Source organism: Pseudomonas sp. P4_D7 (assembly GCF_056401755.1).
Map to the genome: position 1 here is coordinate 99,106 of NZ_JBFUIR010000009.1, position 24,133 is coordinate 123,238.

Here is a 24,133-nt window from a genome sequence, read left to right on the forward strand (position 1 = left end):
ATCAGGTCGACGCGCGGGGCGGAAAGATCCGCGTCGGCAGCCAGAAAATCAGCAGGATCAACGCCACCGCGACGCCGGCCATGCACACATAGAGATCGGAAGAAGTCAGCACCACGGCTTGTTCGTGCAGGCGATGGGCAAGGCCCGGATCGCTGCGATCGGCAAGCGGCGAATTGCCGAGGCTGTCGACCAACATGGTCGAGTGGAAATGCAGACGCGCCGTAGTCAGCGCCTCAAGCACCCCGGTGGCGACCACCGCCGCCAGACCTTTCACGGTGTTGAACCACGCCGAGGCAAACGGACCGTCCGTTGGCTGGATGCTGCCGGTCGAGAGCATCAACAGCGGCAGCACCGACATCGGCTGGCCGAAGATCTGCAGCCATTGCAGAACGTAGAAGTTGTCGCGAATCCATTCTGAAGTCAGCAGCGATCCGCCCAGGCAGGACAGCGTCAACATGCTCAAACCCATGCCAAGCACCCAGCGGCAATCGACCCAGCGCAGGTTGCACAACGCTGCCACCAACGGCAGCGCAATCAGTTGCGGCAATGCGGCGATCAGCATGATCGGTGCGGTCTGCGCCGGGCGATAACCCTGCACCTGCGCCAGATAACTCGACGGAATCAACACCACCGCCTGCAGAACTATCAGCACACCGGCCAAGGTCATCAAGGCGAACGACAGGTTACGAATACCGAGCATCTGCAATTTGAAAAACGGGATCGGCTGCGACCACTCGTTGATCAGGAACGCCACCAGCAGCAGCGAGCCGGCGCCGAGCAATCCACAGATCAGGCTCGACTCGAACCAGTCCAGCCGATTGCCCTGCAGCAAACCGATCACCAACATGCAGATCGCCGGAAAGCCCAGCAGCAGGCCTTTCCAGTTGAACGATTTGAGGCGCTCCAGGCGTAGCGGGTCCTGCGGAATACCCCACGCGACCATCGCCATGGCGATCAGACAAGGCACGATGATTTGCCAGAACGTCCACTGCCAGCCGACGTATTCCGTCCACAAACCGGCCAGCGGCGTGCCGAGGCCGGGGCCGAATGTCGCCGTCAGTGCGTATCCGGCCAGACCGTAAAGCTTGATGTTCGCCGGCAAAAAGCGCAGGGCGACGGTCATCAGCATCGGTGGCAGCGCACCGCCTGCCAGCCCTTGCAGGATGCGCATCAGCAGCAGACTTTCGTAGTTCGGCGCGAATGGACACAACACGCCGAGCAACGTGAACAGACCGATCGCGCAAAGGGTGAAGCGGCGCAACGAGAAGGTCACCGAACACCACGGCGCGAAGGCCATGGCCGCGACCGAAGTGGCGGTGTAACTGGCGACCAGCCAGGTGCCTTCGTCGTAACCGATGCTCAGCGCGCCACGGATGTCGGCCAGGGCCACCTTGGTGACCATCTCGTTGAGACCCGACACCAGCACCGCCAGCAGCACGCCGACCAGGCCAATGATGATCCGCGCCCCGAACACCGGTGGCGTCGCCGCCTTCGCCGGGCTGGCCGCAGCGATGGGCATCGCGGCCGTCAGGGATGTCATGAGTACACACTCCGGAGGGAAAAATACCGGAGCATCTTAGTCGGGCTTGGCAATGACCAAAATTGACTTATTGGCAGGTTATAAGTGCGCCAGACGCAACAATTAACCCCTCCTGTGGGAGCGAGCTTGCTCGCGAATGCGTCAGGTCAGCCAACATCATGGGGGAATGACCCACCGCTTTCGCGAGCAAGCTCGCTCCCACAGGGTTTTGTGTTGATTCGAAGGTCAGGGCTGGGCCGCCAGCCACGTTTCGTCGCAGCAAGTCTTGAGGGTTTCACGCAGCCAGCGATGTGCCGGATCCTTGTCGAAACGCGGGTGCCAGGCCTGGGTCAGCATCAGCGTCGGCAACGGGATAGGCAGGTCGAATGAGCGCAGTTTCAAACCCAGCCGGCGCACGCTGAGCAGCGCTTCTTTGGGCACCGGCAAGATCAGATCGGAATCCGGCAAGGCAAACATCGCCGCATGGAAACTCGGCGCGATCACCGCCACGCGCCGCTCCAGGCCTAGCGCATTCAGCGCCGTATCGATCGGGCCGCGCGCGATGCCACGGCGCGACATGCTGATATGGGAAAACCCGGCGTAGCGCTCGGCGGTGATTTCACCGTCGAGCAGTGGATGATCTTCGCGCACCAGTCCCACGAAGTGCGTGGAAAACAGGTTCTGCACTTTGACTTCAGGGGTGACGGGGCGGGTGTTGCTGACGCTCAGATCGATGCGGCCCTCGCGCAGTGCCTCATCGTCGCCATCGCCTTCCGGGACGAAACGCAATTCGCAGTGCGGCGCCAGTTGATCTAGGGTGTCGAACAGCTTGCCGCCGTAAACACCGATGAAAAAGTCATTCGCGCGGATGCTGAAACGACGGCGTAACGTGCCCAGTTCCACGGTGTCGGCGGAACGGAACAACAGCGCCGCCTGCTCGACCACATCGCGCACCTGTTCGCGTAATTCCAGGGCTTTGGGCGTTGGCACCAGACCCCGACCGGCTCGCACCAGAATCGGGTCGCCGATGGCTTCGCGGATTCGCGTCAGGGTTCGGCTCATGGCGGCCGGACTGAGGTTCATCCGCCGCGCGGCGCCGACCACACTGCCCTCGTCGAGCAAGGCGTCGAGGGCTACCAGAAGGTTCATGTCCGGAAGTTGCATGCTGAGCACTCTTGGCCGATCGGGATTGATCTGGGCGCAATGCTAGCAAACATCTTTCAGAGTAGGCGTTGATCTTACTGCCGCCTTCGCGAGCAAGCTCGCTCCCACATTTGGAATGCATTCTCCTGTGGGAGCGAGCTTGCTCGCGAAGGGGCCAGACGCAACGCCACAGAGTTACCGCTGCATCCCCCACCGCTTAACGGTCACCCGCTCCAGCGTATCGAACACCAGATTCTCCACCAGCAACCCGATCAGGATCACCACCGCCAGCCCGGCAAACACCTTGTCGGTGTACAGCTCATTACGATTCTGAAAAATGTACCAACCCAGACCGCCCTTGCCACTGGTCGCGCCAAACACCAATTCCGCCGCGATCAACGTGCGCCAGGCAAACGCCCAGCCAATCTTCAACCCGGCCAGAATCGACGGCAGCGCTGCCGGAATCAAAATGAACAGCACCAGCCGCAAGCCCTTCAAACCATAATTGCGCCCAGCCATGCGCAAGGTTTCCGAGACACCGAGAAACCCGGCATAGGTATTCAGCGCCAGCGCCCACAACACCGAATGCACCAGGACGAAAATCAGGCTGTTCTGCCCCAGGCCAAACCACAGCAGCGCCAACGGCAACAGGGCAATCGCTGGCAGTGGATTGAACATCGAGGTCATCGTGCTCAGCAGATCGCGGCCCAACTGCGTCGATACGGCCAACGTGGTCAGAGCGAATGCCAAAACGATGCCGATCAGATAACCCTTGATCAGCACCACCAGCGATATCCACACTTTGGCCAATAACTCACCACTGAGCAGCCCGTCGAACAACGCATGGCTGGTCTGCAGGAAACTCGGCAGCATCAGGTCGTTGTTCTGAATCCGCGCGACCACTTCCCACAGCACCGCCAGCACAATCAGGATCAGGCTTTTACGCAGCCAGCCCTGTTGCCACAGTCGCGTGCCGAGCGACAGCTCTCGCTCAACCGGCACCTGCGTCAACGGTTCCAGCACAATTTCGAACTCTTCACGCACAGATGATGAATGGCTCATCGGGTAGTCCTCCTGGCCGCTCAATAAGCGATGCGAATGTCGTTGAAGTCGTGGTCACGCTCGGTTTCCGGCGGCTGACCTTCGTCGAACAGCAGCCGATGAATGCGCCGCGCCGACTCCTGAAACGCCACGCCGCCGAGGCTGTGCAGATCGTATTGATGGCTGTGCACTTCGGCGCGCACTCGACCCGGATGCGGCGACAGCAGCAGGATGCGATTGCCGACCACCAATGCTTCTTCAATCGAGTGGGTGACGAACAGCAGGGTGAAGCGCACCTCTTCCCAGAGCAGCAGCAATTCTTCCTGCATCTTGCGTCTAGTCAGCGCATCGAGTGCGGCGAATGGTTCGTCCATCAGCAGGATTTTCGGCTGCATCGCCAGCGCCCGGGCAATCGCCACGCGCGCCTTCATGCCGCCGGACAACGTGTGCGGATAGGCATCGGCAAACGCCGCCAGACCGACCTTTTCCAGATAGTGCAGCGCACGTTCTTCGGCTTCTTTTTTCTTCAGCGTGCGCGATGCGAGCAGCGGAAACATCACGTTCTGTTTGACAGTTTTCCACGGTGGCAGTTGGTCGAACTCCTGAAACACCACGATCCGGTCCGGCCCCGGCGCGTCGATGCGCTGGCCTTGCAGACGGATCTCGCCTTCGCACGGTTGAATAAACCCGGCGACCGCTTTGAGCAACGTCGATTTGCCGCAACCGGACGGACCGAGCAGCACGTAACGATCGGCCGGGTCGATTTCAAAACTGACCTGATGGGTGGCGCGCACTACGCGTTGCGGCGTGCGGTATTCGAGACTGACGTGATCGACCGCCAGCAACGCGTCGCTGCGGGCGATCAGGTTGCTGGCCGCGTGGCCTGGCAAGGGAGCGTTCATGGTTTGATCAATCTCCGGCGAATCAGAAAGGCGCGTCGCCCTGAATGGTCGTGCGATACAGCTTGCGGCGCAGGTGCGCGGGGCAGCCGGCGGCGAGATGGATCAGCGAACGGTTGTCCCAGAACACCAGATCGTGGGGCTGCCACTGATGGCGGTAGATGTTTTGCGGCAGCACGCTGTGGGCGTAGAGCTCGGTCAGCAGCTGCTGGCTCTCGTCTTCGGGCAGGCCGACGATGCGCGTGGTGAACCCTTCGCTGACGAACAGCGCCTTGCGACCGTTCTCCGGATGCGTGCGCACCACCGGGTGCACCACTTCCGCGACCTGAACCAGTTGCTCCGGGGTCAGGGTCGGGCGCCAGTTGCCTTCGAATTTGGTTTCGCTATAGCGGGCGGTGTAGGAATGCGCGGCCGAACGACCTTCAACAGCTTTGCGCAAGGCCTCGGGCAAGCTGTCCCAGGCTTTGTGCATGTCGGCGAACAACGTATCGCCGCCCTCGGAAGGCAGCTCTTGCGCATGCAGCATCGAGCCGAGACTTGGCAGCTCTTTATAGGAAAGGTCGGAGTGCCAGAACTTGCCAGCATCACCGAGGCCGATGTTCTGGCCGTTTTCGATGATGTTGGAAACGATGAGGATTTCCGGGTGGTTGGCCAGCAGGAACTGCTTGAGCACGTGGATCTGCAACACGCCGAAGCGGCGGCTGAAGTCGATCTGTTGCTGTGGGGTGATTTGCTGGTCGCGAAATACCACGACGTGGTGATCCAGGTGCGCGCGATGAATGCGCGCAAAGTCCTGATCATTGATCGGCCGGGTGAGGTCGAGGCCAATGATCTCTGCGCCGACGGCACCGCTGAAAGGGCGGATTTCGAAGGCTTGCGGCGCGGCGGTCGCGGCGCTTGGGGAAGCAGTAGCTGCGGACATCTTTCCATCTCCCACGCACGGCACGCTCACGGGCGCGCTCGTCGATCAGACACTCACGCTGGATTGCGTGTTGGTTCAGGTCGTGCGGCGCGCCGATTGGTCGGCAGGTACGCAGGGGGATGACTTTATAGCTATAAGAATTGGAAATTAAATACCGTTAATGAATAACGATATGGCGGAATGGACTGGATGGTGAGTGACGGTTTTTGTCACTTCCTGACAGATGCAGCGATCCGACTGACGCCTTCGCGAGCAAGCTCGCTCCCACAGTTGATCTTCAGTGGACACAAATTCTGTGTTCAAAAGAAATCCAAATGTGGGAGCGAGCCTGCTCCGGGCGGCGAACCGACGAAGAGGCCGGCAGCCGCGCTGAAGATCTAACGCTCGTGCAACGCCTCTGCCCGCGCACGAATGATCGGCTTGAGCAGATAACTCAACACCGACTTCTTGCCGGTAATGATGTCCACCGACGCCACCATCCCCGGAATGATCAGCAACGGCTTTTCATCGGTACCCAAGTGGCTGCGCTCGGTGCGCACCTTGATGATGTAGTAAGTGGTTTTCTTGTCTTCGTCGGTGATGGTGTCAGCGCCGATCTGCTCAAGCTTGGCTTTCAGCCCGCCGTAAATGGTGTAGTCGTACGCGGTGAATTTCACGATCGCTTCCTGCCCCGGGTGCAAGAACGCGATGTCTTGCGGACGAATCTTGGCTTCGACCAGCAAGGTATCGTCCAGCGGGACGATTTCGACCATGTCGCTGCCCGGTTGGATCACGCCGCCGATGGTGTTGACCAGCAATTTGTTGACGATGCCGCGCACTGGCGATGTCACCAGCGTACGGCTGACGCGGTCTTCCAGGGCCTTGCCGGTCGCGCTGGCCTTGTTCAGGTCGGTGCGCGCCTCATTGAGTTGGGTCAGCGCTTCGCTGCGGAATTTGCCGCGCGTCTCGTCGATCTTGCGCTGCACTTCCTTGATCGCCGATTCGGCACGCGGGATGGCCAGCGTCGTTGCATCCAGCTGACCACGGGTTTCCACCTCGGCACGCTTCAGACGTAGCACTTCCACCGGGGACACCGCGCCCTGCGCCACCAGCGGCTCGGACATGTTGATTTCCTGACGCTGCAAGCCGAGTTGCTGACGATACTGCGCTTGCTTGGAGGCGAATTCGCGCAGCTCTTGCTGACGCTGGATCAACTGCTCCTGCAAACCACCGATCTCGTCGTGCAGTTGCTGACGACGGCTGATGTACAGCGACTCTTCGCTTTTCGCCTGTCCCGGCACAGCCTTGAGCACGTCCTCGGGGAAATTCAGCGGACGATCATCAACTTCAGCGCTAAGACGCTCTACGCGCAGCAACATCGACAGGCGATCGGCTTCGGTTTCGCCGACGTTGGAAGCAAATCGTGTGTCGTCGAGGCGAATCAGTGGTGCACCGGCTTCGACGATCTGGCCTTCCTTGACGAACAGCTCGGAGATGATCCCGCCTTCGAGGTTCTGGATTTTCTGGATCTTCGACGACGGAATCGCCTTGCCGTCGCCCTTGGTCACTTCGTCGATCACGGCGAAGTTGGCCCACAGCAGCAGGAAGATAAAGAAGCCGATGATCGCCCAGATGGTCAGACGCACGACGCGCGGGGCGTCTTCGATCAGCGCTTTGTTGACCTCTGGGAGGGGCTGGCCCTGCAGTGATGCCGAGCCTTTGAAGTAGCGACGGATCGAATCCTTGAAACCCGACTTAAGCAACACTGATCTGCCCCTTCTTCAACGCTTCCATCACGGCGGCTTTCGGGCCATCGGCGAGAATCTGCCCACGGTCGACCACCAGCAGGCGATCCACCAGCGACAGCAGCGACGCCCGGTGCGTCACCAGCACCACGGTCTTGTTTTCTATCACTGCCGCGAGGCGTTGCTTGAGGCGTTCTTCACCGGTGTTGTCCATGGCGCTGGTCGGCTCATCCATCAGCAGGATCGGCGGATTGAGCAACAAGGCCCGGGCCAACGCAACGTTCTGCCGTTGACCGCCGGAGAGGTTCTGCCCGCGCTCGCCGACTTGCAGCTCGTAACCTTGCGGGTGCAGACGGGCGAATTCGTGTACGCCAGCCAGTTCGGCAGCCTGCAGGACCAGCTCGTCTTCGACATAACGCGCGCCGGAGACGAGGTTGTCACGCAGGGTGCCGGCCAGCAGTTGGATGTCTTGCGGCACGTAACCGATGTTGTAGCGCAGTTCGCTAACATCGATCTGGCGGATATCCACACCGTCGACCAACAAGGCGCCGTCATCCGGTTGATAGAGGCCGACCAGCAGTTTCGCCAAGGAGCTTTTGCCCGAGCCGCTGCGGCCGATGATGCCAATTTTCTCGCCGGGGCGAATTACCAGGTTGATGTTTTTCAGCGCCGGGTTCTGTTGTTCCGGGTAGGTGAAGCTGAGCTGGCGGCACTCGATCGCGCCTTGCAGCACCTTGCGGCTCAGCGGGCGCTCTTCGAAATTGCGCTCTTGCGGCAGCTCCATCATCTGGTCGACCGAGGTCATGGTCACTCGCGCCTGCTGGTAACGCGTCAACAGACCGGACAGCGAGGCCAACGGGCTGAGGGCGCGACCGCTAAGCATGTAGCAGGCAATCAGACCGCCCATGCTCAGGTTGCCGGCGATGATCTGGTAGACGCCGAAGACGATCATGATCACCCCGGCCAGTTGCTGGATCAGCAGGGTGATGTTCATCGCCAGACCGGAGAGCATTTTCACTCGCAGCTCGAGGCGGCTGAGGGTGCCGATGGTCTGTTCCCACTGGTATTGGCGTTCGCTCTCGGCGTTGTTGACCTTCACCGCGTCGAGGCCGGCGAGGGTTTCGATCAGGCTCGACTGGCGCTCGGCACCGAGGGCCATGGTGCGCTCCATGGTCGCCACCAGCGGTTTCTGCAACGCGTAGCCGATCAGCAAGGCAATCGGGAAGGCCAACACCGGAATCCACACCAGGTGCCCGCCGAGAATGGCGATGACAATAAAGATGAGGATGGTGAACGGCAGGTCGATCAGGCTGGTCAGGGTCAGCGAGGCGAGGAAGTCGCGCAGGCTCTGAAACTCATGGATGTTCTGCGCAAAACTGCCGACCCGCGCCGGACGGTATTTCATCGCCATGCCAACAATGCGCTCGAACAGCGTCGCGGAGATGATCAGGTCGGTTTTCTTCCCGGCCAGGTCCAGGCACAGGCTGCGCAGGCTTTTGAGGACCAGGTCGAAGATATAGGCGCCGGTGATACCCAGCGCCAGCACCCACAGGGTCGCTTCGGCCTGGTTCGGCACCACGCGGTCGTAGACGTTCATCACGAACAGCGGCGCGGCCATGGCGATGATGTTGATCAGGAAGCTCGCGGCGATGGCATCGGCGTACAGCCAGCGCGAGCGCTTGAGGGTGTCGCGGAACCACGAGCGGGCACGTGGAATCAGCGTGCCGTGGTTGACGTCGAATTTGTGTTGCGGCTGAGCGAAGAAGACTTTACCGGTGTAATCGTCGGCGAGCAGTTCGCGACTGACGATGGACTCGCCGCCGTCGGTTTCGCTGAGCAGGACTCGTGCTTCATTGTCACCTTGCCAACCGAGCAGGACGGCGCTGCGGCCATCCTTGAGCAGCAACAAGGCCGGCATGGCGATCGCCGGAATTTCTTCCAGTTTGCGCTGCAGCACCCGACCTTGCAGGCCGGCGCGAGCCGCCGCGCGGGGCAGCAACTCGACACTCAGGCGTTGTTTGGGCAGCGGCAGGCCGGTGGTCAGCATCGCCGCGCTGGCGGGCTTCTGGTGCAGCATGCAAAGGGCGAGCAGACCGTCCAGTAAAGGATCGTCGTGCAACGCGCGTGGATCATGACTGAGTTGAACTCGACTGACTTCTGATTCCACGCTCGACACTCTTTGACAGTTGAAAAGGGATAACTCAATTCATCCCAGGCAGCTGGACCTTGGGCTTCACGTCGTTCTGCACAACGGATGCCAACGGTGCGACCACTCCCTGGCTTCTGAGCAACTCGCCCATGGTCGCCTTGATTCGGTACTGAGTAAATAACTGAATGTTTTTGATTTCCGCCAGACGCCGCGAAGCGGTGAACAACTCGTTTTCGCTGTCGAGCAAATCGAGCAGGGTCCGTTCGCCGAGGCTGAACTGACGCTGGTAGGCGGTGCGCACCGAGGTGCTGTGGTCGACATATTGCTGGGCGATCGGCACCTGCGCGTTGGCGTTGTTCAAGGCGTTCCAGGCCAGACCGAGTTCTTCGTTCAACTGGCGCAGGGCGTTGTTGCGAATGTCCAGCGCTTGGTTCGACAGGTACGACTTGGATTCCAGATCAGCCTTGTTGCTGCCACCGGAATACAGGTTGAAGCGCATGCGCAGCATCGCTTGCCATTCGTTGTTGTGACCGTTCTGACCATCGAGATCGTTGTCGGCGGTACGGCCCAGTTCGGCGTCGAAACGCGGGTAGAAGGTCGACTTGGCGGTTTCGTACTGTTTCTCGGCAGCGGCGATATCGGACTCGGCCGAACGCAGGATCGGGCTATTTTCCAGCATCTGCTGGCGCGCTTCATTGAGGTTGGCCGGCATCATCGCCATGAACGGTGCCGGCCGCTCCAGTTGATCAGGCATCTGGCCGACGGCGCTGAGGAAGTTGGTTTCCGAGTCGGCCAGATTGGTTTGCTCGGTGATCAGGTTGTTGCGAGCCTGGGCCATCCGCGCTTCGGCTTGATCGAGGTCGGCACCGCTGCCGACGCCGCGCTGGGTGCGCAACTGGATCTGGTCGTAGATGCGCTGATGGCTCTTGAGGTTGTCCTCGGCCAAGCGCACGAATTCGCGGCGGGTCAGCACATCCAGGTAGACCTGGGCGACGGTCAGCGCGGTGCGCTCGGAAGTGCCGAGCAACGAGTAGGCGCGGGAGTTGACGGTGGCTTGTTGACGCCCGACTTCGCTGGACGTCGCAAAACCGTCAAAGACCATTTGCGAGAGACGTAAACTTGACTCGCTGCGGTTCAGGGTTTCCCAGTGGTTGCCGCCGCCATTGGCGCGGGTGGTGACGCTGTCGGTGCCTTCACGGCCATAACCGCCGAGCAGATCGACCTTCGGCAGGTATCCCCCTTTCGCCGCTCTTAATTGATAATCCGCAGCCAAACGACTGTTGACCCCTGCCTGGATTTCCGGATGGACATCCAGTGCCTGCTGCATGGCTTCTGGTAAGGATTGTGCTTGTACAAAAGAGGCGGCGAGGGCGAAGGGTACGGCGAAAAGCAGGGGCGAACGCATGATAGGAATTTCCCAGAACTTCTTGTCTTGAATCACAGCAAAACGTGGCGCTGCGTCGGATGATGGCAACCAGATTGACCGTATGTCGGAAAGTTCAAAACAGGAACTGGATCACACGCTAAAGGACAGGTCGCCGCGGAAATATCAATGTGACATTAGTGGGGCGATTGTTTAGGATGGCACCCAGAAGGTCAATAGTTTGGCATAAAGTTAATAGCGAAAGAATATAGCCAAATTATTGACGATTAGATGCGTCAAACTTGATTCGCAAATTTTAAAAGTACGTCCAGACTGAGTCGGCGCCAAAAGCCATCAGGTCTATGGAAGTCAACTGAACGTGACACCCCGGAGAGTCTTCAATGAGCAGTGTTGTTGCCATCGTCAAAAGCATTGTCGGTCAGGTATTTGTAGTCTCCCCTGAGGGTGTACGTCGCGTACTCGTTGAAGGCGATCGCCTGTTCGTGGGTGACCAGATCGACACCGGCCTCTCCGGCGCCGTGTCGCTTGAGTTGGCTGATGGCCGCACCCTCGATCTGGGCCGTGAGACTCAGTGGAGCGCAAACGCGCCTGACTCCAGCACTGACCTGGCCGAGGCCACTGCGCAGGCAGCGCCGTCGGTAGCCGAACTGCAGCAAGCCATCGCCGCCGGTGTCGACCCGACCACCGCGCTGGACGCCACTGCTGCCGGCCCGAGTGCCGCAGGCACGGGCGGTGCCGCCGGTGGTGGTCACAGCTTCGTCATGCTCGACGCCACCGCTGGCCGCGTTGACCCGACCATTGGTTTCCCGACTGCAGGCATCAACGCTGGCGGACAAGCCGCGCAAAACATCACCGGCGGCCAGACCACAGACACCACCACCAACGCCTTGCGTGATTCGACCCTGAGCCTCAGCGCCACGCCATCCATCACCGAAGCCGGCGGCGTGCTGGTGTACACCGCGACCCTGACCCAGGCGCCGCTGACCGACCTGACCATCACCCTGTCCAACGGCGCGGTGATTGTGATTCCGGCAGGCGCAACCACTGGCACCGTCAATGTGCCGCTGGCGCCGAACGATACCGTTTACAACGACCCGACCCAGATCGACGTGACCGTCACCGGCACCACCGGCGGCAATGGCATCACCGTGACCCCGCCGACCACTCCGGCCACAACCCAGGTCACTGACACCATCGACACCACCACCGTCACCCTGACGGCTGGGCCGAGTGTCACCGAAGGCGGGCAGATCACTTACACCGCGACCCTGACCAACCCGGCGCAAACCCCGGTGACCGTCACCCTGTCGAACGGCTCGACCATCACCATCGGCGCCGGCCAGACCAGCGGCACCGTCAACGTGCCGACCCCGGCCAACGACGTCTATAACAACGGCAGCACTGTCACCACGACGATTACCGGTGCGACTGGCGGCAACTTCGAAAACCTGGTGCCGAACCCGACGCCAGCGGTGACCACCATCACCGATTCGATCGACACCACTAATCTGACCCTGACCGCCACCGGCACAGTGGTCGAAGGCGGCCAGATCACCTACACCGCGACTCTGACCAACCCGGCGCAAACCCCGGTAACGGTCACCCTGTCGAACGGTTCGACCATCACCATTGAGGCTGGGCAGACCACCGGCACCGTCAACGTGCCGACGGCGGCCAATGACGTCTACAACAATGGCGGCACCGTCAGCACCACCATTACCGGCGCCACTGGCGGCAATTTTGAAAGCCTGGTGCCGAACACTACGCCTGCGACCACCACCGTTACCGATTCGATCGACACCACCAGCGTGAGCCTTACCGCCACCGGTACGGTCGTCGAAGGCGGCCAGATCACCTACACCGCGACGCTGACCAATGCTGCGCAGACTCCGGTAACGATCACCCTGTCGAACGGCTCGACCATCACCATTGACGCCGGCCAGACCACCGGCACCGTCAACGTGCCGACTGCGGCCAACGACGTTTACAACAATGGCAGCACCGTCAGCACCACCATCACCGGTACTACCGGCGGCAACTTCGAAAATCTGGTGCCGAACACGACGCCAGCGACCACCACCATTACCGACTCGATCGACGACACCAACCTGTCGCTGACGGCAACCGGGACCGTGGCCGAAGGTGGTTCGATTGTTTACACCGCGACCCTGACCAATCCTGCCGGCACCCCAGTCACCGTGACCCTGAGCAATGGCTCGGTGATCACCATCGAGGCAGGCAAAACCACTGGCACCGTGACCGTTCCGGCGCCMGYCGATGACGTCTAYAAAGACGCCGGCAAAGTTGAAGTGACCATCAAGGACGCTTCCGGCGGCAACTTCGAGAACCTGGTGCCAAGCACCGCTCCAGCCGTGACCGAAGTGACCGACACCATCGACACGTCGACCGTGAAACTGACGGCTGACACCTCGGTGGCTGAAGGCGGCACCGTCACTTACACCGCCACCGTCGGTGCGCCGGTGACTGGCTCGCCAGTGATCGTGACCCTGGCCAACGGTCAGAACATCACCATCGAAGTCGGCAAAACCAGCGGCACCGTGACCACCACTGCCCCTAACGATGCGTTGACCGGCAATGCGCCGCTGACCAACTCGATCACCGGTGTTTCCGGTGGTAATTACGAAGATCTGGTTGCCGACAAGACCCCGGTATCGACCACTGTTACCGATGTCGCCGACACCACCGACCTGTCGCTGAGCGCCACCGGTTCCGTGGCCGAGGGTGGTTCGATCGTTTACACCGCGACGCTGACCAATCCGGCCGGCACGCCCGTTACCGTGACCCTGAGCAACGGTTCGGTGATCACCATCGACGCGGGTAAAACCACTGGCACCGTGACTGTTCCGGCGCCAGCTGATGACGTTTACAAAGACGCCGGCAAAGTCGAAGTCACCATCAAGGATGTGTCTGGCGGTAATTTCGAGAACCTGGTCCCGAGCACCACGCCAGCCGTTACCGAAGTGACTGATACCATCGACACGTCGACCGTAAAGCTGACGGCTGACACCTCGGTCGCTGAAGGCGGCACCGTCACTTACACCGCCACTGTCGGCGCGCCGGTGACCGGCTCGCCCGTGGTCGTGACCCTGGCCAACGGCCAGAACATCACCATTGAAGTCGGCAAAACCAGCGGCACCGTGACCACCACTGCGCCAAACGATGCACTGACTGGCCAGGCTCCGCTGACCAACGCGATCACCGACGTTTCCGGCGGCAATTACGAAAACCTCGTGGCCGACAAAACCCCCGTCAGCACCACCGTCACCGACACCACTGACACCACCGACCTGACGCTGAGTGCGACGGGCACCGTGGCTGAAGGCGGCCAGATCACTTACACCGCGATCCTGACCAATGCCGCAGGTTCGCCTGTTACCGTGACCCTGTCGAACGGCTCGGTGATCACCATCGAGGCCGGCAAAACCACTGGCACCGTGACCGTTCCAGCGCCAGCCGATGACGTCTACAAAGACGCCGGCAAAGTCGAAGTCACGATCAAGGACGCGACTGGCGGCAACTTCGAGAACCTAGTGCCAAGCACCGTTCCTGCCGTCACCGACGTGACCGATACCGTTGATACCTCGACGGTGAAACTGACCGCCACCGAGACGGCCGCTGAAGGTGGCACCGTCACCTATACCGCCACTGTCGGCGCGCCAGTGACCGGTTCGCCTGTGGTCGTGACTCTGGCCAATGGTCAGAACATCATCATTGAAGTCGGCAAAACCACCGGCACCGTGACCACCACTGCACCAAACGATGCGCTGACTGGCCACGCGCCGATCACCAACGCGATCACAGGCGTGAGCGGCGGCAACTACGAAGATCTCGTTGCCGACAAAACGCCGGTCAGCACCACGGTCACCGACACCACTGACACCACCAACCTGACCCTGAGCGCGACGGGCACCGTGACTGAAGGCGGCCAGATCACTTACACCGCGACCCTGACCAATGCCGCAGGTTCGCCTGTTACCGTGACCCTGTCGAACGGCTCGGTGATCACCATCGAGACTGGCAAAACCACTGGCACCGTGACCGTTCCGGCGCCCGTCGATGACGTCTACAAAGACGCCGGCAAAGTCGAAGTCACCATCAAGGACGCGACTGGCGGCAACTTCGAGAACCTGGTGCCAAGCACCGTTCCGGCTGTCACTGACGTAACCGATACCATCGACACCTCGACGGTCAAACTGACCGCCACCGAGACTGCCGCTGAAGGTGGCACCGTCACTTACACCGCCACTGTTGGCGCACCGGTGACCGGTTCGCCGGTGGTCGTGACTCTGGCCAATGGTCAGAACATCACTATTGAAGTCGGCAAAACCACCGGCACCGTGACTACCACTGCACCAAACGATGCGCTGACTGGCCACACGCCGCTGACCAACGCGATTACTGATGTGAGCGGTGGTAACTACGAGAACCTCGTTGCCGACAAGACCCCGGTTTCGACCACTGTTACTGACACTGTCGACACCACCAACCTGTCGCTGACTGCGACCGACACCGTGGCTGAAGGCGGTTCGATCGTTTACACCGCAACACTGACCAATCCGGCCGGCACGCCAGTCACCGTTACCCTGTCCAACGGCGCCGTGATCAYCATTGAGGCGGGTAAAACCACTGGCACCGTCACCGTCGCTGCGCCCGCCGATGACGTCTATAAAGACGCCGGCAAAGTTGAAGTCACGATCAAGGACGCCACTGGCGGCAACTTCGAGAACCTCGTTCCGAGCACCAACCCAGCCGTTACCGACGTCTCTGACACCATCGACACTTCGACGGTCAAACTGACCGCCACCGAGTCGGCGGCTGAAGGTGGCACCGTCACCTACACCGCCACGGTCGGTGCACCGGTGACCGGTTCGCCGGTTGTGGTGACCCTGGCCAACGGTCAGAACATCACCATCGAAGTGGGTAAAACCACCGGCACCGTGACCACCACCGCGCCAAACGATGCGTTGACTGGCCACGCTCCACTGACCAACGCGATCACCGACGTTTCCGGCGGCAATTACGAAAACCTCGTGGCTGACAAAACCCCGGTCAGCACCACCGTCACCGACACCGTCGACACCACCAACCTGTCGCTGACCGCGACCGGTTCGGTGAACGAAGGCGGCCAGATCACCTACACCGCGACCCTGACCAACGCCGCTGGTTCGCCAGTCACCGTGACTCTGTCGAACGGTGCCGTGATCACCATCGACGCCGGCAAAACCACCGGCACCGTCACCGTCGACGCGCCGAAAGATGACGTCTACAAAGATGCCGGTACCGTTGAAGCGACCATCAAGGGCGCGACCGGTGGCGACTTCGAAAACCTCGTCACCAGCACTACTCCGGCCGTCACCACCGTCAACGACACCATCGACACCTCCACCGTGTCGCTGACCGCCACGGCGAACGTCGCTGAAGGCGAAACCGTGGTCTACACCGCGACCGTGACCGCGCCAGTGACTGGCTCACCGGTTGTCCTGACCCTGTCCAACGGCCAGACCATTACCATCGCTGTCGGTGAAACCACCGGTTCGGTGAACTTCGTTGCACCGAACAGCCCACTGGCTGGTGGCAGCTCGCTGAGCGTAACCATCGACGGCGCTACCGGTGGCAACTACGAAAAACTCGCGGTCGACGGCAAGTCCGCCGACACCGCGGTTTCGGACACCACCGACACCACCAACCTGAACCTGACCGCAACCGATTCGGTGGCTGAAGGCGGTTCGATCGTTTACACCGCGACGCTGACCAACCCGGCCGGCACCCCGGTGACCGTGACCCTGTCGAACGGTTCGGTGATCACTATCGAAGCCGGCAAAACCACCGGCACCGTAACCGTTCCAGCGCCTGCCGATGACGTCTACAAAGACGCCGGCAAGGTCGAAGTGACGATCAAGGATGCAACGGGCGGTAACTTCGAAAATCTGGTGCCGAGCACTGTGCCGGCCGTGACCAACGTCACCGATACCATCGACACCACCACCGTCAAGCTCACCGCGACCGAGTCGGCGGCTGAGGGTGGCAGCGTGACTTACACCGCAACCGTCGGCGCGCCAGTGACCGGTTCCCCTGTGGTCGTGACCCTGGCTAACGGTCAGACCATCACCATTGGTGTTGGCCAGACCACCGGCACCGCGACCACCACCGCACCGAACGATGCATTGACCGGCCACACGCCGCTGACCAATGCGATCACTGAGGTGAGCGGTGGTAACTTCGAAAATCTGGTTGCCGACAAGACACCGGTTTCGACCAATGTCACCGACACTGTCGACACCACTAACCTGTCGCTCAGCGCCACGGGTTCTGTGGCCGAGGGTGGTTCGATTGTTTACACCGCAACCCTGACCAACGCTGCAGGCTCGCCAGTCACGGTGACCCTGTCGAACGGCGCGGTAATCACCATCGAAGCCGGCAAAACCAGCGGCACCGTGACAGTTCCAGCTCCGGCTGACGACGTCTACAAAGACGCCGGAAAAGTCGAAGCGACGATTTCGACCGCTACCGGTGGCAACTTCGAAAACCTGGTGCCGAGCACTGTTCCAGCCGTCACCGAAGTGACTGACACCATCGACACCTCGACCGTGAAACTGACGGCGACCGAGACCGCCGCTGAAGGGGGCACCGTCACTTACACCGCGACAGTCGGGGCGCCTGTGACAGGCTCGCCGGTTGTGGTGACCCTGGCCAACGGTCAGAACATCACTATCGAAGTCGGCAAAACCACCGGCACCGTAACCTTCACCGCACCGAACGATGCCCTGACCGGCCACGCGCCGATCACCAACGCGATCACCGGTGTCACTGGCGGCAACTACGAAAATCTGGTTGCCGACAAGACCCCGGTTTCGACCACGGTCACCGACACCGTCGACACCACCAACCTGTCGCTCAGTGCGACCGGTTCTGTGGCCGAAGGCGGTTCGATCATCTATACCGCGACATTGACCAACGCTGCTGGCTCGCCAGTGACCGTGACCCTGTCGAACGGCGCGGTGATTACCATCGACGCCGGCAAAACCACTGGCACCGTGACCGTTCCAGCCCCGGCCGACGACGTCTACAAAGACGCCGGCAAGGTTGAAGCGACGATCTCCACCGCTACCGGTGGCAACTTCGAAAACCTGGTGCCGAGCACGACGCCGGCCGTGACCGAAGTCACCGATACCATCGACACCACCACCGTCAAACTGACAGCGACAGAGTCGGCAGCTGAAGGTGGCAACGTCACCTACACCGCGACTGTCGGCGCGCCAGTCACCGGCTCGCCGGTTGTCGTTACCCTGGCCAACGGTCAGACGATTACCATCGGCGTCGGCCAGACCACTGGCACCGCGACCACTACCGCGCCAAACGACGCACTGACTGGCCACGCACCGCTGACCAACTCGATCACCAATGTCACTGGCGGCAACTACGAGAACCTGGTGGCCGACAAGACCCCGGTTTCGACCAATGTCACCGACACTGTCGACACCACCAACCTGTCGCTGAGCGCGACCGGTAGCGTGGCCGAGGGTGGCTCGATTGTTTACACCGCAACGCTGACCAACGCCGCTGGCTCGCCAGTCACCGTGACACTGAGCAACGGCGCCGTGATCACCATCGACGCCGGTAAAACCACTGGCACCGTGACCGTTCCAGCCCCGGCCGACGACGTCTACAAAGATGCCGGCACCGTGCAGGCGACGATCAGCAACGCCACCGGTGGCAACTTCGAAAATCTGGTGCCGAGCACGACGCCAGCCGTGACCAGCGTCACCGACACCATCGACACCACCACCGTCAAACTCACGGCCACCGAGTCGGCGGCTGAAGGCGGCAATGTTGTCTACACCGCGACTGTCGGCGCACCGGTTACCGGCTCGCCAGTTGTCGTGACGTTGGCCAATGGTCAAACCATCACCATCGGTGTTGGCCAGACTACGGGCACCGCAACCACCGCTGCGCCAAACGATGCATTGACCGGTCATGCGCCGCTGACCAACTCGATCACCAACGTGACCGGCGGAAACTACGAAAATCTCGTGGCCGACAAGACGCCCGTCAGCACCAACGTGACCGACACCGTCGACACCACCAATCTGTCGCTCAGCGCGACCAATTCGGTCGCTGAAGGCGGTTCGATTGTTTACACCGCGACCTTGACCAATGCGGCTGGTTCGCCAGTCACCGTGACACTGAGCAACGGCGCCGTGATCACCATCGACGCCGGTAAAACCACTGGCACCGTGACCGTTCCAGCCCCGGCCGACGACGTCTACAAAGATGCGGGCACCGTGCAGGCGACCATCAGCACCGCCACCGGTGGCAACTTCGAAAATCTGGTGCCTAGCACTACGCCGGCCGTGACCAGCATTACCGACACGATCGACACCACCACTGTCAAACTGACAGCAACAGAGTCGACAGCTGAGGGTGGCAACGTCACGTACACCGCCACTGTTGGTGCTCCGGTCACTGGTTCGCCAGTTGTGGTGACCCTGGCCAACGGTCAGACCATTACCATCGGCGTGGGACAGACCACCGGCACCGCGACCACCGCAGCGCCAAACGATGCATTGACCGGTCATGCGCCACTGACCAACTCGATCACCAACGTGACCGGCGGAAACTACGAAAATCTCGTGGCCGACAAGACGCCCGTCAGCACCAACGTGACCGACACTGTCGACACGACCAATCTGTCGCTCAGTGCTACCAATTCGGTCGCTGAAGGCGGTTCGATTGTTTACACCGCGACCCTGACCAACGCCGCTGGCTCGCCAGTGACCGTGACGCTGAGCAACGGCGCCGTGATCACCATCGACGCCGGTAAAACCACCGGCACCGTGACCGTTCCAGCCCCGGCTGACGACGTCTACAAAGATGCCGGCACCGTGCAGGCGACCATCAGCACCGCCACCGGTGGCAACTTCGAAAACCTCGTGCCAAGTACCACGCCGGCAATCACCAGCGTCACCGACACCATCGACACCACCACTGTGAAACTGACAGCTACCAGCACAGCGGCAGAGGGCGGCAACGTCGTCTACACCGCGACCGTCGGTGCTCCGGTGACCGGTTCGCCTGTGGTTGTAACGCTGGCCAACGGTCAGACCATTACCATCGGCGTCGGCCAGACCACTGGCACCGCGACCACTACCGCGCCAAACGACGCACTGACTGGTCACGCACCGCTGACCAACTCGATCACCAACGTCACGGGCGGCAACTACGAGAACCTGGTCGCCGACAAGACTCCGGTTTCGACTACCGTCACTGACACCGTCGATACCACCAACCTGACGCTGTCCGCGACCGGCACCGTGGCCGAAGGTGGCCAGATCACCTACACCGCGACCCTGACCAACGCCGCTGGCTCGCCAGTCACCGTGACCCTCAGCAACGGTTCGGTGATCACCATCGACGCCGGCAAAACCACTGGCACCGTGACCGTTCCGGCTCCGGCCGATGACGTCTACAAAGACGCCGGCACCGTGCAGGCGACCATCACCGGCACCAGCGGCGGCAGCTTCGAAAATCTGGTGACCAACAACACGCCAGCCGTGACCAACGTCACCGACACGGTCGATACCACCACGGTCAGCATCACTGGCAGCAGCTCGGTGACCGAAGGCCAGACCGCCAGCTACACGGTCAGCCTGAACCACCCGGCGCAAACCGAAGTGACCCTGAAAATCGTCTACAGCGGCACCGCCGCCGACGGTTCGGACTTCACCGGCGTGTACACCGTGAAGATCCCGGCCGGTGCGAGCAGCGCGCAGTTCAACGTCGCGACCATCGATGACAAGATCACCGAAGGCACCGAGAACTTCGTGGTCAAGATCGATTCGGCCACCGGCGGCAACTTCGAGAACCTCGCGGTCAGCAGCACCAATGGCAGCGTCAGCACGTCGATCATCGACAACGATGCGCCGCCCGTGCTCGACCTGGATGCCAACAACTCCAGCGGCGCCACCGGTGCCGACTACAAGGTGACTTTCACCGAAAACACCCCGGGCGCGGGTGTGTCGATTGCCGACACTGACATCAGCATCACCGACCCGGACAGCACCATGCTCACCGGCGCCACTGTAGTCCTGACCAACCGTCAGGACGGCGATGCGCTGAACCTGGGCAACAGCGTCAACGGCATCACCATCAATGCCAACAGCACCAACGGCACCGTGACCCTGACCTTGTCGGGCAACGCGACGCTGGCTGATTACATGCAGGCCATCAAGAACATCAGCTTCACCAATAGCAGTGAAAACCCGAGCACCGTGCCGCGGATCATCACCGTGACCGTGACCGATGGCGGCAATTACTCCAACACCGCGACCACCACGGTCAACGTGGTGGCGGTCAACGACGCTCCGGTTGCTGCACCGAGCAATGTCACCGGCACCGAAGACACGCCGCTGGTACTCGGCTGGTCGACTTTCGGCGTAACTGACGTCGACAGCCCGGCCAACAGCCTCGGCATCAAAATTACCCAACTGCCGGGCGAAGGCAAACTGCAGTACCTGGACGGCTCGACCTGGAAGGACGTCGCCAACAACCAGACCTTCAGCAAGGCTGACATCGACGCGGGCAAGCTGCGCTTCCTGCCGGATGCCAACGAGTCGGGCGTCAACGGTTACAGCGGCAGCGGCCTGGGCAACAATCAGGCGGACTACGCGCAGATCAAGTTCCAGCCAACCGACGGTCAACTGCTGGGCAACACCGGCACCGTGAAGATCGACATCACCCCGGTAGCGGATGCGCCGACCGTGAGCGTGGCCGACAACAGCGTGAAGTCGACCGGTTTGATCAAAGAAGTCTGGACCGGTCTGTCAGGTCTGGGTACCGACGGTAGCGGTGCGAACTCGACCACCCTGAAAAACGTGATCGACGGCGCCGGCACCCCGAACAGCAGCGGCAACGTGACTAACGTGCAGTCGGACGGCAGTGTGGCCGCCGGCACCGCTTCGAAAACTTCGGGCCTGATCTACCTGGAAGCCGGCAAAACCTATTCCTTCAGTGGTGTTGCCGACGACAGCCTGCTGATCACCATTGGCGGCAAGAGCGTGGCTTCGGGTACCTGGGGCGCGGGCGGTGCGATCAGCGGTTCGTTCACCCCGACCACCAGCGGCTACTACACACTGGATATCTACCACCACAATCAGAGCGGCCCGGGCAGCTACGACGTCAACCTGTCGGTCAACGGCAGCACGCCGATCGACCTGAGCAGCGCTGGCGTACCGATCTACACCGGCGTGCAGGATCTGGTGAATTCGGGCGTGACCGTCTCCGATCTGCACGGCAGCAACGGCGAAGGCTATTACGACGGCTATAAACTCAACACCGGCGCCGAAGGCACCACGGTGAAACTGTCGGCAATCACCACCGCACTGACTGATACCGACGGCTCGGAAACCCTGAGCGTGAAGATCAGCGGCGCGCCAGTCGGCTCGGTGCTCAGCGATGGCGCGGGCCATACCTTCACCGTCACCGCCAGCAGCGGCGACGCCAACGTCACCGGCTRGAACCTCGGCAGCCTGACCGTGACCCCGCCGCCGTACTACAACGGCCAGTTCAACCTGACCGTGACCTCGACCTCCACCGAGATGGTCGGCGGCTCGGCCAGCAGCACCGCGACCATTCCGGTCACCGTGGTGCCGGCGGTCTACAACGCCATTGTCGCGACTTCGGGTGACGACACCTTCAGCGGCACCGATGGCAACGACATCATGGTCGCCGACATCGGTGGTCTGACCGTGGTGCCGGGCACCAACTACAACATCGCGTTCATGGTCGACAGCTCTGGCAGCATGACCGCGTCGTCGCTCAACGCGGCCAAAGACTCGCTGACATCGGTGTTCAACACCCTCAAGCAGAGCCTGGGCGGCAGCAACTCAGGTACGGTGAACATCTTCCTGGTGGACTTCGATACCCAGGTCAACAAGTCGGTGTCGGTGAACCTCAATGACCCGAACGCGCTGACCAAGCTCAAAGCGGTACTGGACTCGATGGCGTCCGGCGGCGGCACCAACTATGAAGACGTGTTCAAGACCACGGCCAACTTCTTCCAGAGCGCGGAAGCCGTGGCCAACACCGGGGCGAAAAACCTCACGTACTTCATCACCGACGGCCAGCCGACCTACTACCAGACCGGCGAGTCGACCAACCCGTACCTGTACGGCAACAAAACCCTCGATAGCCTGATCACCACCACCAACTATAAGTTGGGGACAGCGGTCAGCCTGTACCCGGACAGCTCGCACCAGATTGATATCAGCGCGAACGGCTCGGTGACGGTCTGGACCAAATCGGGCGGCAATTGGTCGTATCAGAACTTCGGTACGCTGCACGCCCAGGGCGACGGCACCTATGAGTTCTCCGGCCTGGCGGGCAGTGGTAGCAGCACCGATTACTACACCACTACCAACTCCAACAGCAGCTTCACCTTGCTCAGCGGCCTGTCGAACGTCGAAGCCATCGGCCTCAACAGCGGCGTCAGCCTCAACGATCTGAAGCCGTACGATTCGGATAAAACGCCGCAGACCAACATCGATCCGAAGGATCTGGCCAACTCGATCATCGGCCACACCGAGGCGACGCTGCCGGGCAACGACACCGTCAGCGGTGGCGACGGCAACGACATCCTGTTCGGCGATCTGGTGAGCTTCAACGGCATTGCCGGCGAGGGTTATCAAGCGATGCAGGCGTTCGTTGCCAAGGAAACCGGGGTCGATGTCAGCAAAGTCACCACCAGCAACGTGCACCAGTACATCACCGAGCACTATCAGGCGTTCGATGTCTCCGGTGCGCATGACGGCAACGACACACTGCTGGGCGGCGCGGGCAATGACATCCTGTTCGGCTCGGGCGGCAACGACCTGCTCGATGGCGGCAAAGGCAATGACATCCTGCTCGGCGGCACCGGCAACGACACGCTGATCGGCGGTCAGGGTAATGACATCCTCATCGGTGGTTCGGGTGCCGACACCTTCGTCTGGAAGGCGGGCGACACCGGCAACGACGTGATCAAGGATTTCAACGCCAGCGAAGGTGACCGCATCGACTTGCGTGATCTGTTGCAGGGCGAGACCGGCAGCACCATCGACAACTTCCTGAAGATCACTACGGTCGACGGCACGTCGTCGCTGCAAGTCAGCTCGGCGGGCAAGTTCAACTCCGGCGACGCTGCGGCGGCAACCCCGGACGTGACGATCAAACTGGAAGGCAACAACTGGTCGAGCGCCAACATTCACAACCTGATTGCCGGCAGCGACCCGACCATCAAGGTCGACCACAACAACAGCTGATCGTGAACAAAACGGCCGCCCCGATCGGGCGGCCGT

The 24,133-nt window shown here is 61.2% G+C and carries 9 protein-coding genes; 1 reads left to right on the plus strand and 8 read right to left on the minus strand.

Features of this window, described 5'->3' with window-relative positions; genetic code table 11:
* Position 1: 1 nt before the first annotated feature.
* The 8 genes from AC1DVF_RS09090 to AC1DVF_RS09125 all read right to left on the minus strand — a co-directional run bounded on the left by AC1DVF_RS09090 (position 2) and on the right by AC1DVF_RS09125 (position 10,802).
* A complete protein-coding gene (locus AC1DVF_RS09090; protein WP_460089421.1) occupies positions 2 to 1,540 on the minus strand; it encodes an MFS transporter in 1,539 nt (512 codons plus the stop codon).
* A gap of 225 nt (positions 1,541 to 1,765) precedes the next feature.
* On the minus strand, positions 1,766 to 2,683 hold the full coding sequence (locus AC1DVF_RS09095; protein ID WP_257356710.1) for a LysR family transcriptional regulator: 918 nt from the start codon (positions 2,681 to 2,683) through the stop codon (positions 1,766 to 1,768).
* A 174-nt stretch (positions 2,684 to 2,857) separates the two neighbouring features.
* Complete coding sequence (locus tag AC1DVF_RS09100; protein ID WP_099757659.1) at positions 2,858 to 3,724, minus strand: ABC transporter permease; 867 nt, start codon at positions 3,722 to 3,724, stop codon at positions 2,858 to 2,860.
* Positions 3,725 to 3,744: 20 nt separating this feature from the next.
* The gene (locus AC1DVF_RS09105; protein ID WP_414927288.1) at positions 3,745 to 4,605 is read right to left on the minus strand and encodes an ABC transporter ATP-binding protein; all 861 of its coding nucleotides are present in this window, start codon (positions 4,603 to 4,605) and stop codon (positions 3,745 to 3,747) included.
* Between the two features lie 22 nt (positions 4,606 to 4,627).
* Positions 4,628 to 5,524 (minus strand): TauD/TfdA dioxygenase family protein, encoded by an 897-nt coding sequence (locus AC1DVF_RS09110; RefSeq protein WP_460130487.1) that lies wholly within the window; start codon positions 5,522 to 5,524, stop codon positions 4,628 to 4,630.
* 377 nt (positions 5,525 to 5,901) lie between these two features.
* The gene (locus AC1DVF_RS09115; RefSeq protein WP_007918311.1) at positions 5,902 to 7,269 is read right to left on the minus strand and encodes an HlyD family type I secretion periplasmic adaptor subunit; all 1,368 of its coding nucleotides are present in this window, start codon (positions 7,267 to 7,269) and stop codon (positions 5,902 to 5,904) included.
* Positions 7,259 to 9,415: a type I secretion system permease/ATPase gene (locus tag AC1DVF_RS09120; protein WP_099757656.1), complete on the minus strand. Its 2,157-nt coding sequence runs from the start codon at positions 9,413 to 9,415 to the stop codon at positions 7,259 to 7,261. The genes AC1DVF_RS09115 and AC1DVF_RS09120 overlap by 11 nt, the downstream gene beginning before the upstream one ends.
* A gap of 34 nt (positions 9,416 to 9,449) precedes the next feature.
* Positions 9,450 to 10,802, minus strand: a complete 1,353-nt coding sequence (locus AC1DVF_RS09125; protein WP_093440182.1) for a TolC family outer membrane protein — start codon at positions 10,800 to 10,802, stop codon at positions 9,450 to 9,452.
* Between the two features lie 359 nt (positions 10,803 to 11,161).
* Between AC1DVF_RS09125 and AC1DVF_RS09130 the strand changes: the two genes are divergently transcribed.
* Complete coding sequence (locus AC1DVF_RS09130; RefSeq protein ID WP_477782348.1) at positions 11,162 to 24,097, plus strand: retention module-containing protein; 12,936 nt, start codon at positions 11,162 to 11,164, stop codon at positions 24,095 to 24,097.
* Positions 24,098 to 24,133: the final 36 nt, after the last annotated feature.